General features: G+C 28.5%; 13 protein-coding genes. 2 read left to right on the forward strand and 11 right to left on the reverse strand.

The genetic code is table 11. The features are described 5' to 3' along the window. Positions 1–35: 35 nt before the first annotated feature. Positions 36–206 carry a DUF896 domain-containing protein gene (locus KPL37_RS08485; protein WP_343216236.1) on the reverse strand — a complete coding sequence of 57 codons (171 nt, stop codon included), beginning with the start codon at positions 204–206 and terminating at the stop codon, positions 36–38. Between the two features lie 327 nt (positions 207–533). Between KPL37_RS08485 and KPL37_RS20365 the strand changes: the two genes are divergently transcribed. Then, positions 534–698: a Spo0E family sporulation regulatory protein-aspartic acid phosphatase gene (locus tag KPL37_RS20365; protein ID WP_216147942.1), complete on the forward strand. Its 165-nt coding sequence runs from the start codon at positions 534–536 to the stop codon at positions 696–698. Between the two features lie 38 nt (positions 699–736). Here the strand turns inward: KPL37_RS20365 and KPL37_RS08495 are convergent, their stop codons facing one another. Beyond that, positions 737–1,135 carry a hypothetical protein gene (locus tag KPL37_RS08495; protein WP_216147945.1) on the reverse strand — a complete coding sequence of 133 codons (399 nt, stop codon included), beginning with the start codon at positions 1,133–1,135 and terminating at the stop codon, positions 737–739. Positions 1,136–1,244: 109 nt separating this feature from the next. Next, positions 1,245–2,423, reverse strand: coding sequence for an FprA family A-type flavoprotein (locus KPL37_RS08500; RefSeq protein WP_216147948.1), 1,179 nt, complete (start codon positions 2,421–2,423; stop codon positions 1,245–1,247). Between the two features lie 331 nt (positions 2,424–2,754). Between KPL37_RS08500 and KPL37_RS08505 the strand changes: the two genes are divergently transcribed. Beyond that, positions 2,755–3,591 carry an SDR family oxidoreductase gene (locus KPL37_RS08505; protein ID WP_216147951.1) on the forward strand — a complete coding sequence of 279 codons (837 nt, stop codon included), beginning with the start codon at positions 2,755–2,757 and terminating at the stop codon, positions 3,589–3,591. Positions 3,592–4,326: 735 nt separating this feature from the next. Here KPL37_RS08505 and nadC read toward each other — a convergent pair. From nadC to KPL37_RS08545, 8 genes are all read right to left on the reverse strand, one after another. Continuing rightward, entirely contained in the window at positions 4,327–5,163 is an 837-nt protein-coding gene (nadC, locus tag KPL37_RS08510; protein ID WP_216147953.1) for a carboxylating nicotinate-nucleotide diphosphorylase, read from the reverse strand. Next, on the reverse strand, positions 5,144–6,445 hold the full coding sequence (locus KPL37_RS08515; protein ID WP_216147956.1) for an L-aspartate oxidase: 1,302 nt from the start codon (positions 6,443–6,445) through the stop codon (positions 5,144–5,146). Before KPL37_RS08515 ends, nadC begins: the two co-directional genes overlap by 20 nt. Positions 6,446–6,449: 4 nt before the next feature. After that, positions 6,450–7,358 (reverse strand): quinolinate synthase NadA, encoded by a 909-nt coding sequence (gene nadA / locus KPL37_RS08520; RefSeq protein WP_216147959.1) that lies wholly within the window; start codon positions 7,356–7,358, stop codon positions 6,450–6,452. A 177-nt stretch (positions 7,359–7,535) separates the two neighbouring features. Then, a complete protein-coding gene (gene def, locus KPL37_RS08525) occupies positions 7,536–8,006 on the reverse strand; it encodes a peptide deformylase (protein ID WP_216147962.1) in 471 nt (156 codons plus the stop codon). Positions 8,007–8,052: 46 nt separating this feature from the next. Then, on the reverse strand, positions 8,053–9,756 hold the full coding sequence (locus KPL37_RS08530; protein WP_216147965.1) for a B12-binding domain-containing radical SAM protein: 1,704 nt from the start codon (positions 9,754–9,756) through the stop codon (positions 8,053–8,055). 178 nt (positions 9,757–9,934) lie between these two features. Beyond that, entirely contained in the window at positions 9,935–10,444 is a 510-nt protein-coding gene (locus KPL37_RS08535) for a class I SAM-dependent methyltransferase (protein ID WP_216147968.1), read from the reverse strand. Positions 10,445–10,537: 93 nt separating this feature from the next. Then, positions 10,538–11,239 (reverse strand): zinc dependent phospholipase C family protein, encoded by a 702-nt coding sequence (locus KPL37_RS08540; protein ID WP_216147971.1) that lies wholly within the window; start codon positions 11,237–11,239, stop codon positions 10,538–10,540. An 85-nt stretch (positions 11,240–11,324) separates the two neighbouring features. Then, positions 11,325–12,623, reverse strand: a complete 1,299-nt coding sequence (locus KPL37_RS08545) for a PQQ-dependent sugar dehydrogenase family protein (RefSeq protein WP_216147974.1) — start codon at positions 12,621–12,623, stop codon at positions 11,325–11,327. Positions 12,624–12,701 lie beyond the last annotated feature (78 nt).

Here is a 12,701-nt window from a genome sequence, read left to right on the forward strand (position 1 = left end):
ATAATTCCCCCATTCATAATAATTTATTGTATATATTATACTTTTTTAATTGTATCTAGTTGCGAACGAAAATTTCTTTTAACATTATCAATATACTTTTGTCTTAATTCTTTTTGCTCTGATATTTCTTCCTGCGTAAGTTTTTCTTCTTTACTTTTCTTATAAAGATAATTTATCCTATTAGTTAATTCATCTGTATTAATAATATCACCTCTCTATCATTTTAGCATTTTTTTATTATGCTAAAATATTTTATTCATAACAATTAGATATCCAGCATACTCTATCTTTTATGATTATATTACAAAAACATTAAGACTTTTTTCGCCTTTTACACATTATTCCAAATAGCTTTTTTCAACATCTACATACTTTATAATGTTATTTTTTACCATGTCATTATTGTACATTTTATAAAATTATAGCATATTTTGTAACTTGTTATACTTTAATGACTAACATTAAATTTAACATAGCTTGAATAATATGGTATCATATACTTGCTTCACAAATATATGAATAAGGAGAAATGCATGAATCTTAAACTCAAACTTATAAATAAGGAATTGGAATCACTAAGAACATTATTACATTTTTTACTGAATTATAAAAAACCGACTGATAAAATGGTCGTATCTTGCAGCCAACAATTAGATCAAGTTATAGTTAAATATCAAAAGTTAAGGCTATCTCTATAAAAGTAGCTTAAAGCTCCACTTTTGGTACAAGCATAAATCTAAAAATCTAATTCAAGCAAGATATCATCAGTATCAATATTTGATTCTTTACCATAAAAAACTACAGCGAATTCATTAAATTCATGTGCATCTTCTGATATATCACACCCAATGAATTCGTACTCAATTTCCATTTTTTCAGCACATTCTTCCATAATATCTTCAACATTATCTGCTGAAATATCACTTAAATAAGGTAGAAAAAATTCTTCATACCAATCTTCTTTTTCTTCTTCAAAATTTCCTTCATCATCTGCATAAGATGTAGCTGCTTCCATTTCTACATCATCATAATAATATTTAAATTTAAGAGCTATAGTTCCTTTTTTGTATTGAATTTCAGCTATATCACTTAAATCATTTTTGCTTAAAAAATCTACTATAAATTGTTTATTCAAATATATCGCCTCCACACATCATTCTTTATAAAAAAAAAGAAAGATTTCACTATGAAAGTGAGATTTTCTTTTTTATTATATGACTTTGTAAACTAATATTTATTAGTAATTATTTATTTAAAATCTCTAAGTACTTTTCTACAAGCTTATCAGCCTCATCAAATTCTTTTTTAGCTGGTACAAATTTGAACTTAAGTCCTTCCTCTACAACTTTAAATTTAAGTGATTTCAATCTTTGTGTAAGCATAGGAACTCCCTCTCCACTCCATCCATATGAGCCGAAAGCCGCTGCAACTTTACCTCTGTTAGTTATTGGGCATACAAGTGATAAAACATCCCATACAGGCTTTACAGCATCTTGATTAATAGTTGGTGATCCAATCATAATACCAGATGCCTTTTCAATCAATGATACAATATCAGTTAACTTCATAGATGTAATTTCATGAGCCTCTGCCTTTACCCCTGAATCGTTAATTTTTTTAGCTAAATATTTTCCCATCTCTTCAGTATTATGATAAGCTGAAATATAAAATATTTGTACATTTTTTTCTTTTATTTCATAAATCTTAGCCCATTGTCTATAAAGATCTGTATACATTTTAACATCATTTACGTGTACAGGACCATGGCTTGGTGCTACAATATCTATTTTTAAACTTTCAATTTTATCAAGTCCTGAATTTACATATTTCTTAAAAGGTCCCATTATAACTTCAAAATAATATTTCATCTCATCAAAATAATCACCTGAACAAGCATCTGTTATACAATTAGTAGGTGAATAATGACAACCCATTACATCACAAGTAAACAATATCTTTTGTTCCTTAACATATGTAAACATTGTATCAGGCCAATGTAAATTTGGTGCTGATATAAATTGCACTGTATTTTTACCTAGCGATAATTCTCCTACTGCTGGCTGACTAATAAAGTCTTTGTTCATAATTTCTTTTAAATAGATTATAGCAGCTTTTGATGCAACGACAACAGCTTGTGGGTAAACTTCTAAAAGTTTACTTAAAGAACCGCTGTGGTCGAGTTCAGTATGTTGAACAATTATGTAATCAACTTTCTTATCTCCAATAACACCTTTTATTTTACTTAAAGATTCATCAAGAAAGCCATTTTTAACAGAATCTATTATAGCTACCTTTTCATCATCTATTAAATATGAGTTATATGTAGTTCCTTTCTTTGTTTCCATTATAATATCAAATACCCTAAGCTCTGGGTCATTTACACCAACCCAATAAATATTGTCTTTTAATTTTGTTGTTTCCATACTAAAAATCCTCCTTAAACTTATCTTAGTAGATAATTAATCTCTTTTTTATTTATCCACACAATTATATTCTTCTTATTATAATTTATTTTACCACAATTTCCAAATCGATTCAACTAACAATAGTTATTAGCTAGTATATATTTTGTATATATACAAAATGCTCATTTCATATAGTTTGCCACTTAAATATTAAAATATTCTTTAGAATTTTTTTGAATAGTTTTTCTACTGCACTCTTTATTAAAATAAATATAGTTAATACCCAAAATGCTTAATAATATTATTGTTGCATCATATACTTTAATAGAATGAACTTCAGGAGGGATCTATGAATATATTAATAACTGGTGCAAATGGTAATATTGGGACCTATTTATGTAACGTAATGTCAAAATCACATAATGTGTATGGATTAGATAAAACTGAGCTTAACATAGTAGACAAAATAAGTACTGAAAAAACTTTAAATTTATTAAAACCCGATGCTGTAATCCATACTGCAGCCATAACTAATAAATATATTTGTGAATATAATGAAACCTTAGCCTACGATGTAAACACTGTAGGAACATTAAACATTGCTAATTGCTGTAATGATCTTAACATACCCCTACTATATCTCTCTAGCACAGATATATACGGTGATAGTAATTCAGTACCCTACAGAGAATTTGATAAATGTGATCCAATAAATGCCTTTAGCAAGAGTAAGCTTGGTGGAGAAGAATTAATTCAAACTATTTGCCGAAAATATTTTATTATTCGTAGTTCAACTATATTTGGTGGCAATGATTGTTTTGTAAGAAAACTCATAAATGGAAAACATACAGCAATTTATCTATTTTCAAATCCTACTCTTTGTGTGACTTATATTGAAGATTTAACTACAATTATCAATAAATTATTAGGAACTGATAAATATGGAATATATAACTATACAAATGAGGGTTGTATATCAAAATCCACACTAATAAATAGTATAATAGAGTTTGGCAATTTAAATGTTCCTTTAGTTGTAAGTTCAGATAAGCTTTTATCCAATCTAATTCGTGAACCTAAATATACTTGCACAGATAATTCACTTATAAAAGAAGCTTTGGGTATTGAGATTGCTCCTTGGGATGATAGACTTCGAGAGTACATCAATAAATGCCTTAAAGTTTAAATAATCAGTTTTTCTTAGGTTATGCAAAAACAAAAGTATATATTGCTTCCACTGCGTTCACGTCGCTAAGGAATTCTAAAATTTATTTTATTTTCAGTTGCTAAAACCCGCAAACTCGCTTCGCTCAAACATGCGGTTTTCTTACGCAATTTCAAATTAAATAAATTAAGAATTACTAAGGCTTGTTCAAACGCATTTTACGCAATATATACTTTTGTTAGCATAATCCAAGAAAAATATTTTATTTCTAAAATCATCATCATAGTAGTATATTAAATCATCTCCTGAGTCGCTGCACCAGCTTCGAAGAAGATGCATTAACGACTTCAAAAGGAGACTTTACTTCTAAATTATCGTTAAAGAAAATCTACAATCATGGAACTAAAAATGTGAGAGCCTATTAGATAGTTTAATATTTATGTTTAATTTTTTTCAGAAGTGACTTGCAATAAGAAAGGTCGAAACAATTGAAATTTCATTTAGAAATTCTTCTTTTGCTAATATAAAATTCTCGTGAGCCTGCTAGGAAGGCAGGCTAGCGAACCTGAGACAGGACGTCGAATGTGAGCACATAACAATTGATAATTGTTATGCGCCCCAGAGGACTACCCAGAGGTTGAGAATTTTATATAAGCAAAAGATTAGAATTTCTTAATTAAATTTTCTGTTTCGAGTTCTTTTGAAAGACATTGATGAAAAATTTGATACTTTATTATTAACTAAGTTTTATATACTTTAATTATTGACTAAATTCTTCATACTCAAATCTAGTACCCTACATGAGTGGGTTAATGCTCCTACAGATATGTAGTCTACGCCACAATTTGAGGCTTCGAGTATATTATCTAATGTTATGTTTCCAGATGCTTCAACTAGAGCTTTATTATTTATTATTCCTACAGCTTTTTTCATGGTTTCATTGTCCATGTTATCAAGCATTATAATATCAACTTCTACTTCTAAAGCTTCACTGATTTGATTTAAAGATTCAATTTCAACTTCAATCTTTTTAACAAAAGAAACATTTTCACGTATAATATTTACCGCTTGCCTTATTCCACCAGCCGCACTTATATGATTATCTTTTATTAATACACCATCTGAGAGATTATATCTATGATTATAACCTCCACCAACTTTTACAGCATATTTTTCAAATATTCTCATTCCAGGTGTAGTTTTTCTTGTATCGAGAACTTTCACGCAAGTGCCAACTAATTTATCCACATATGTTTTTGTTAACGTAGCAATACCACTCATTCTTTGTAGATAATTTAATGCAGTTCTTTCTCCTGTCAATATATGTTTTGTTTTTCCTCTTAATGTTGCAACGCACTCCCCTTCGCATACTAAGTCTCCATCTTTTTTAAAAAACTCTATATTTACCTGTCCTAGTATTTTAAAAGCTCTCTCAAATACGCAAAGTCCAGCAATTACGCCATTCTCTTTGGCTATTAAATCAACACTACATAGGCAATCATCGCTTATAAGAAATTCTGTTGTAATATCAGTTTGAGGTACATCTTCTGTTATAGCATCCATAATTAATTTATCAATAATTAACCAATTCACTGCTTATCTCATCTCCCATTTCTTTAAATTTATTTAACACTACGGTTCTATTAATTTCTCTATAATCACTAAGAATTTTTATACTATTTATATCGTCACAATTTAATGTAGCAATCTTTTCTATAGATTTATTTATAAATCTTGAGGCCCTTCTAGAAAAGACTAAAGCTTCTAATAATGAATTACTTGCTAATCTGTTTGCTCCATGTACACCTGTGCAACTTACCTCACCACATGCAAATAAATGATTCATAGATGTTTTAGAATCTAGGTCAACAGTAATTCCTCCCATATGATAATGCTGAACCGGTGTTACTGGAATCTTATTTTTGGTTATATCTATACCACACTCTAAACATTTTTTATAAATACATGGAAATCTATTTATAATATATTCCTTTCCTTTAAACGAAATATCTAAAAAAACATAAGGTTTCTTACTTTTTCCTTCCTCATTATAAACCGCTTTAGCAACCACATCTCTTGGTAAAAGTTCATCTACGAACCTTTCCCCCTGTTCATTTAAAAGTTTGGCACCTTCCCCTCTTAGTGACTCTGATATAAGAAACTTTTCACAATTAACCTTATCATCGTATAAAGCAGTTGGATGAAATTGAACGTAGTTTAAATCAGAAGTTTCAATATTATGTCTTAATGCAATAGCTATTCCATCCCCCGTTAATCTTCTCCTACTAGTTGAATTTTTAAATAAACCGCCAATTCCACCTGTAGCTAAAATCGTTTCCCTAGAATATATGTTTATTCTTTCTTCGCCTCTAATCGCTGTGCCACCGAAACATATATTATCTTTAGTGATAAGATCAAGCAAAGTAGAATTTTCAAATATTTTTACATTTTTTTTATTTTTAAGTGCCACGAGTAAAGATAAAAAGAGTTCTTTTCCAGTCTCATCTTTGTTATGCACAATTCTACTAATGCTATGTGCGCCTTCCTTTGTATATAAAAAATTTCCGTTTACCTTATCAAAATATGCTCCAAAATCAATTACTTCATTTATATTATCTATTGATTCGTATACTAAAGTTTTTACTGCTTCCATAGAATTTTTGTATTTTCCTGCTTTTAAAGTATCTAACACAAATAAATCAAAGTCCTTTTCATCTTTAGCCACTGCTATTCCACCTTGTGCTAAAGAAGTATTGCATTTATCTACGGACTCTTTAGTTATTAAAAGTACATTTAGATCTTCGTTTAAATTTAATGCCGCATATAAACCTGCTGCCCCCGTTCCAACTATTAATACATCTACAGATATATCCATAATATCACCTCACCATTTCATGCATAGCACTCAAGCATTTGTGCGCTGCTTGTCTTATATTTTCATCTAATGTTACAATATATTGTTTATTAAGAAGACTCTCGTAAACATCCTCTAATGTAGTTGTCTTCATACTACAACATCTCATAGGAGATTTAGGAGTTATAAATTGTTTGTTCGGATTTTTATTTTTAAGGTTATAAAGAATACCCCCTTCTGTTACAACCATATACTTTTGACAGGTATCATTGCTAGCAAATTTAATTATCTCCCCAGTACTTCCTATAAAATCAGCTAACTTTCTAATTTCCCTATTACATTCAGGATGAACCAAAATCTTAATATCTTTATCTGAATTTTTAACGTCTATAATTTCCTGTGCATTAACGAATTCATGTACACGGCAAAACCCATTCCATAATATCATGTTCTTAACATGAGACTTTTCATTTATATAATCACCTAGATTTTTATCTGGTATAAATATTATCTCATCGCTATCCAATTTATTAACTATTTTTAATGCATTTGAAGAAGTACAACATATATCACTTTCTGATTTTACCTGCGCTGTTGAATTTATATAACATATAACCTTAGCACTGGGATGCTGTTTTTTAAGATCTCTAACATCTTCTCCATTAATCATATCTGCCATAGTACAACCTGCCTTACTATTAGGAAGTAGCACTGTTTTTTCCGGTGATAGTATTTTTGCACTCTCAGCCATAAACTTTACTCCACAAAATACTATGGTTTGCTCGCTACATTCTTTGGCTATTTTACTAAGATAATAAGAATCTCCCACGAAATCAGCAATCTCTTGAATATTATCATTTTGATAATAATGTGCTAGAATTATAGCGTTTCTTTCTGTTTTTAATTTCTGAATCTTTTCTTTTAACTCCTGCATTTACTTATACACCTCTCTCTTTATATGTATATACTTCTGTATATACACTTGTATTCCATATTATAGTATCATTTGTGCAATAAAATTTCAATCGTTAAAAAAATAAAAAAGCACACCTCCTGATATTAATAATCAAGAAATGTGCTTTTTTTTAATTTTTATAATAAATTTACAAAATTATTTTTCAGTTAATTCATGTGTTTCTTCAGCTCTAGACATATACATAATCCCTTCTAAGTGATCAATCTCATGACAAAATGCTCTTGCAAGTAATCCTGTAGCATTATAAGTTACTGGTTTTCCTTTAATATTAATTCCCACTACAGTAACAGCTGTTGGTCTATATACTTCGCCCTCAAAACCTACATAACTTAAGCACCCTTCATAATCCTTCTCATTTCCAGATTGAGCCGTTATTCTAGGATTTATAATAACTATTGGTTCTCCCTCTTCTTCTCCTAAATCAATTAGGACAACTCTTTTTAAAATACCTATTTGAGGTGCAGCAAGACCTATTCCATTTCCCTCATAAAGAGTATCCATCATATCATCAACTAAATTTAAAATCTTTCTATCTACTTTTCCAACCTTTTCACAAATTGAATTAAGACGTTTGTCACCATATTGTAATATTTCTCTAACCGCCATTTACCTTCTCCTCTTTTTGTATTAGTACTTCCAGACTCACAAAATTTTATTTTAATATTTTTTCTTTATTTATGAAATAAGATATATCTATTATGTTTTCAGCTTCACTCATATCAAAAATTAGATAAAATTCACCTTCACTTATTTGTCCATTGTTAAGGAATTTAATAATGTCTATCTTAAAATTCTCTAAATGATAATTCACATATGGTAGTTCTATATCACCTTTTCTTTGTGAATCCTTTAGATATCTTTCAAAATTTTTACTAGGATCTCTTAAAAGAAAATTAGGCATATACTTTTTCTTATTAAACTGCAAATAATCAAACTTGATAATTTCTTTTAAAATCCTATTATCTAAGTTGAGATGCTGCTCATTAAACTCTAAAAATACATTGTAATAATCCACAGATGATATACTTCTACTTAGATATCCTTTATCATAAAAAAACGTACCTAGGCTTAAATAAAAATCAAATACATTATCAAACTTAGGGATAAAGTATTTTAATATAGTTTTAAATTTACGAGAATTATAGTATTTATCTACTACTTCTTCAACTCGTTTTAAAAGAATAATTTCCTCATAACTTATATCGCTTGTCTTTAATATCTCATAGGGTGGATATGGAGCATATACCATTCCCCATTTTTCAACTTCATCCTTCATAGGAGCACCTTTTAATATCTTAAGAAATCCAAGCTGTATTTCATCCGGCTCTATTGTGTACAAATCATTAAAAGACTTTTTAAATGATTCAAGATTTTCTCCTGGAAGTCCAGCAATTAAATCTAGATGCTGTTTTATATTGCCATACTTATTTAAAGCAAGAACCTGCCTTTTTATATCCTCAAAAACTACAAATCTGTTTATATTTTTTAATACTTCATCATTTGTAGTCTGCACTCCAACTTCAAATTGGAACCTACCCTTAGGCGCTTTTTTTAGAAGTTTAAGTTGCTTATCATTTAGGATATCTGCTGAAATTTCAAAATGAAAAGTAGTTTCCGTATCTATACTCATTAAATATCCCCAAATACCCATAGCGAATTCATCGCTACAATTAAAAGTTCTATCAACAAATTTTATGAGTTTCACTTTCTTATCTATTAAAAATTTCAAATCCCTTTTAACCCTTTCTAAATTCATGAACCTAACTCCACGAATAGTTGAAGAAAGACAGTATTTGCAGTTGAATGGACATCCCCTTGATGATTCAAAATATATTATTTTATTATTTAAATCCTCATCCTTAGTATAGGGGAACACAATGGTATTTATGTCCATAAGTTTTCTTTTTCCCCCATAAAATATTTTTCCATTTTCTTTATAGTACAAACCCTTAACATCTTTTAGGCTGATATTTCCTATCATACATTCTATAAACTCTCTGAAGGTTTCTTCTCCTTCTCCCTCAATTAAATAATCTGATAGACTGTCTTTTAAATAATTTTCACTATCAAAGGATACTTCTGGCCCTCCATATAACAATTTTATATTATTATCTATAAGTTTTATTAAATTAGATATCTGTTTAACATAATATTTATTCCATATGTAACAAGATAAAACAACTATATCTGCTTTCTCTGATATAATTTCTTCTACAATTCTTTCTACTCTATCATTTATAGAAAATTCCCTTATGAGAGACTCATAAGGTAGATCCTCAGTAAATGCTTTTAAATATCTAATTGCAAGGTTACTATGTGTAAACCTCGAATTTATTCCAACTAACAATACCTTCATTTTTAATTCCTTCCTTAATTCATCTATTTTGTACAGTATACAATATTAGTTTGCATAAAAGCAATTATATCCTAGTTACTTTGAAACCTTAAAAATAAAAAGCCTTACTGAACAACTTAAAAATATGTCCAGAGAGGCTAGTAAATCTTTATTTGATAGTGCCTTAAAATTTATTTTTTTATTTTTCTTTCTTTTTACATATCATATAGTAGACATTATCCGAATTTTTTAATGTTAGAACTTTAAAATAAGGTTCTAATATCCTCATTGTATTATCTTTAGAACTATTTTTAAATATATTTAAATCTTTCAAATATATTTGTTTTGTACTTTTATCTGGTAACACAATTTTAATTTCCTTATTAAAAGTTTTAGCGATTCCTTTGTCAATATCCCAAATATATAACAATCCATCAACTTTTAAATATTTATATATATCTTGTACCAATTTTTTCTTGTTATATGTAAGTTTTACATCACTTAAAGTAAAAAATAACGCACAAGTGTCATATACCCCTTCCCCTATTGATTCCTTTTCCGCTTTTCCTTCTACATAGTCTACACTACTACTATCATCAACATACTCTTTGTATATATTATATATTATTCCATGATTTGAAAACCCTATATCTAAAAGATTTCCTTTGAAAATTTCTTTTTCTAAATTTAATAAAACCTCCTTCTTCAATTGTTCACCCCCCTCATTATATAATTTTATTATATATATACTTATTTTCTATTTATTCGTCAAAAACAAAATAATTCCTCTAAAATAAAGGAATTATTTGTTAATTTCATCGTAGAAATTTAACATTAAGCCCGCAGTAGTCTTTTGTGCTCTTTGTACTATTAGAGTAGATACTTTCATATATCTCTCTTCCTTATTTTTTATATGCACATGTGAAATATAAGTATCACTAGCAAATGATGCATTGTTTTTTATATAATCCTCTATATTATCCTGCTTAATTATTTCATTAAAAATAGGAAATGAATAATCACTCATTAATCTACCTATAATCCAAAGTTCAAAATTTCTATGATTTTTAAGTAATTTATTGTTCACATGTTGAGGCACAGTAGCATCCTGAATTAAATGGCACGCTGCTCCAAAATAAAATATTGCTTGCCTCATATCTCCGGCTTCTACAAACTTTAATGCATGTTTATAGTATTTGTTAAATTCTGTTAATGCATTAGAAAATCCAAATAACCCTGTACCTTTAGTATGATGATAAAAATGATTTGAGCTCTTAAAATCTTGGTCTGCCCAAGTAACCCCCTTGTTTAATTCTTTTACATACCTTTTGTAAAAAGTATGAACTTCACTGTATCCATTATTTTTTAATATATCAATAGCTTGAATATTAATAAATTTGTGAACAATACAATGAGTTTTCATAATTCTTTTTTTGATTGGATTTATTGTTACCATTAATCCTTTTAACGTTTTACCATATGTAGCTTCAAATTGTTTCTTCAACCTGTTCACCTCTCAGTTTAGTATACGCTAAATATACTTTAAAAACATGTTTAATTTTACCATAAGAATATATCCTTACTATATTTTAATACTTTTTTCTTAAACCAACAAGTATTTCTACTATTAAAGTTACAACTATTGTTAGCAAAAAGTAATAAAACTTATGCATTCCACTGTTTATGTTATTATATTGATCTTTTTCAATACTAATTAAATATCCATTTTTAGAATCCAGCACTATCAAGTTATTAAAAAATTTCATACTAGATATATATGTGTCCTTTTCAAAATTCACTTTTTCTTTAATTCCAATGTTTTTATTTAAGCTATATATACTATTATAATTCTTTTCATAGAAATATATACAGTCTTTCTCACCAAGTTTTCCTGCCCTGTCTATTGCTAAACCCATTAAACTATTCACTGATTTATGTTGGTATATCGGTGCAGGTGGGTTTATTGTAGGGTGATTATCTAGAATAGCAGGTATTACCTTATTAAACGAATCTCTGAATTTCGGTGAGCTTATTGGATCACCTCCAGAGTAATCTGGAAAACCATACCATGCATTTTTTTTAATTTGGTAAATATAATCACTATCACCCTTCACTGGTCTTAATCCTCTCTCTTCCATGCCTCCAACTATAACTAATAATTTGCCCTCACTATTAAAATCTATTCCCATCATATTTCTTATACCCCAAGCAAAGTTTCCTTGTGCTCCAGTTTTTAAATTATAAATTATTATTGATGAATTCCCAATAACATGCTGCGTTATAATTTGTCCTTTTATATTCCTAGTTTGATATGCAGCAAAGGCTCCTGTTTTTACCCCTGAGGAATCTATTCCTTTTATAGTTATACTCTTTGGAGTAATATCATGATTTTGAGGATAATTATCTAACCACTTATTGTCCAGTCCAACTACCCCCGAATTTGTAGCTGACCCTATTGTAACAAATAAATAATCTCCATTAACTCGAACCAAACTATTATTATAATCTCCATAATTGGGTATATTTTTTATTATTTCTTTATTTTGTTTCGATATTAAATTATATGAATAGACTCTTGTACCAGAAGCATAATACAACATTTTATTATTATAATCTAAGCTAGTTATACTTAACTTCTTATTTATCAATATATTGTACGCTTTACCGGCTTTATCTATGTACTGTATTCTATCTTTAAAAGCAATATAATAATTTCCCTCATTATCTTTAGTAAAATCTACTGAATTAATTAATCCTTTATACAAAATTTGTGTTTTAATACCTGCATCTTTCACTGTAACTCTATATTCTTTAAAAGAACCTCTCAATGAAAATAGTGCAAAAGCCATCAAAACTAAAATAATTACAAATCCAATGGTCTTCTTCATACTTCCCCCCTAAATTATAAATGCTCTAATATATATATATTTATATAAGTTCATGTATATGTAAAAATTATATGATAT

The sequence above is a fragment of the Clostridium frigoris genome (genome assembly GCF_018861865.1).
GTDB lineage: Bacteria > Bacillota > Clostridia > Clostridiales > Clostridiaceae > Clostridium_AD > Clostridium_AD frigoris.

Bases quoted from the DNA above. Each gene is read 5' to 3' on its own strand.
- KPL37_RS20365 (WP_216147942.1), top strand. From the start codon at position 534: ATGAATCTTAAACTCAAACTTATAAATAAGGAATTGGAATCACTAAGA.
- nadA (WP_216147959.1), bottom strand. From the start codon at position 7,358: ATGCAGGAGTTAAAAGAAAAGATTCAGAAATTAAAAACAGAAAGAAAC.
- KPL37_RS08530 (WP_216147965.1), bottom strand. From the start codon at position 9,756: ATGAAGGTATTGTTAGTTGGAATAAATTCGAGGTTTACACATAGTAAC.
- KPL37_RS08500 (WP_216147948.1), bottom strand. From the start codon at position 2,423: ATGGAAACAACAAAATTAAAAGACAATATTTATTGGGTTGGTGTAAAT.
- def (WP_216147962.1), bottom strand. From the start codon at position 8,006: ATGGCGGTTAGAGAAATATTACAATATGGTGACAAACGTCTTAATTCA.
- KPL37_RS08545 (WP_216147974.1), bottom strand. From the start codon at position 12,623: ATGAAGAAGACCATTGGATTTGTAATTATTTTAGTTTTGATGGCTTTT.
- KPL37_RS08515 (WP_216147956.1), bottom strand. From the start codon at position 6,445: ATGGATATATCTGTAGATGTATTAATAGTTGGAACGGGGGCAGCAGGT.
- KPL37_RS08505 (WP_216147951.1), top strand. From the start codon at position 2,755: ATGAATATATTAATAACTGGTGCAAATGGTAATATTGGGACCTATTTA.